At 52.3% G+C, this 769-nt stretch carries 1 protein-coding gene; it reads right to left on the bottom strand.

Going from position 1 to position 769, the window contains the following annotated elements; genetic code table 11:
* Positions 1-15: 15 nt before the first annotated feature.
* A protein-coding gene (locus tag M8318_RS00255) for an IS1 family transposase (RefSeq protein ID WP_223289738.1) occupies positions 16-713 on the bottom strand; the annotation gives its coding sequence in 2 pieces (ribosomal slippage) (positions 16-464 and positions 464-713; 699 coding nt in all).
* Between the last annotated feature and the right edge of the window lie 56 nt (positions 714-769).

Genomic DNA, 769 nt, shown 5'->3' on the forward strand with positions numbered 1-769 from the left:
GGTAATGACTCCAACTTACTGATAGTGTTTTATGTTCAGATAATGCCCGATGACCTTGTCATGCAGCTCCACCGATTTTGAGAACGACAGTGACTTCCGTCCCAGCCTTGCCAGATGTTGTCTCAGATTCAGGTTATGTCGCTCAATGCGCTGAGTGTAACGCTTGCTGATAACGTGCAGCTTTCCCTTCAGGCGTGATTCATACAGCGGCCAGCCATCCGTCATCCATACCACGACCTCAAAGGCCGACAGCAGGCTCAGAAGACGCTCCAGTGTGGCCAGAGTGCGTTCACCGAAGACGTGCGCCACAACCGTCCTCCGTATCCTGTCATACGCGTAAAACAGCCAGCGCTGACGTGATTTAGCACCGACGTAGCCCCACTGTTCGTCCATTTCAGCGCAGACAATCACATCACTGCCCGGTTGTATGCGCCAGGTTACCGACTGCGGCCTGAGTTTTTTAAGTGACGTAAAACCGTGTTGAGGCCAACGCCCATAATGCGTGCACTGGCGCGACATCCGACGCCATTCATGGCCATATCAATGATTTTCTGGTGCGTACCGGGCTGAGAGGCGGTGTAAGTGAACTGTAGTTGCCATGTTTTACGGCAATGAGAGCAGAGATAGCGCTGATGTCCGGCAGTGCTTTTGCCGTTACGCACCACGCCTTCAGTAGCGGAGCAGGAAGGACATCTGATGGAAATGGAAGCCACGCAAGCACCTTAAAATCACCATCATACACTAAATCAGTAAGTTGGCAGCATTACCG

The organism is Leclercia tamurae (assembly GCF_025566055.1).
GTDB lineage: Bacteria > Pseudomonadota > Gammaproteobacteria > Enterobacterales > Enterobacteriaceae > Enterobacter > Enterobacter tamurae.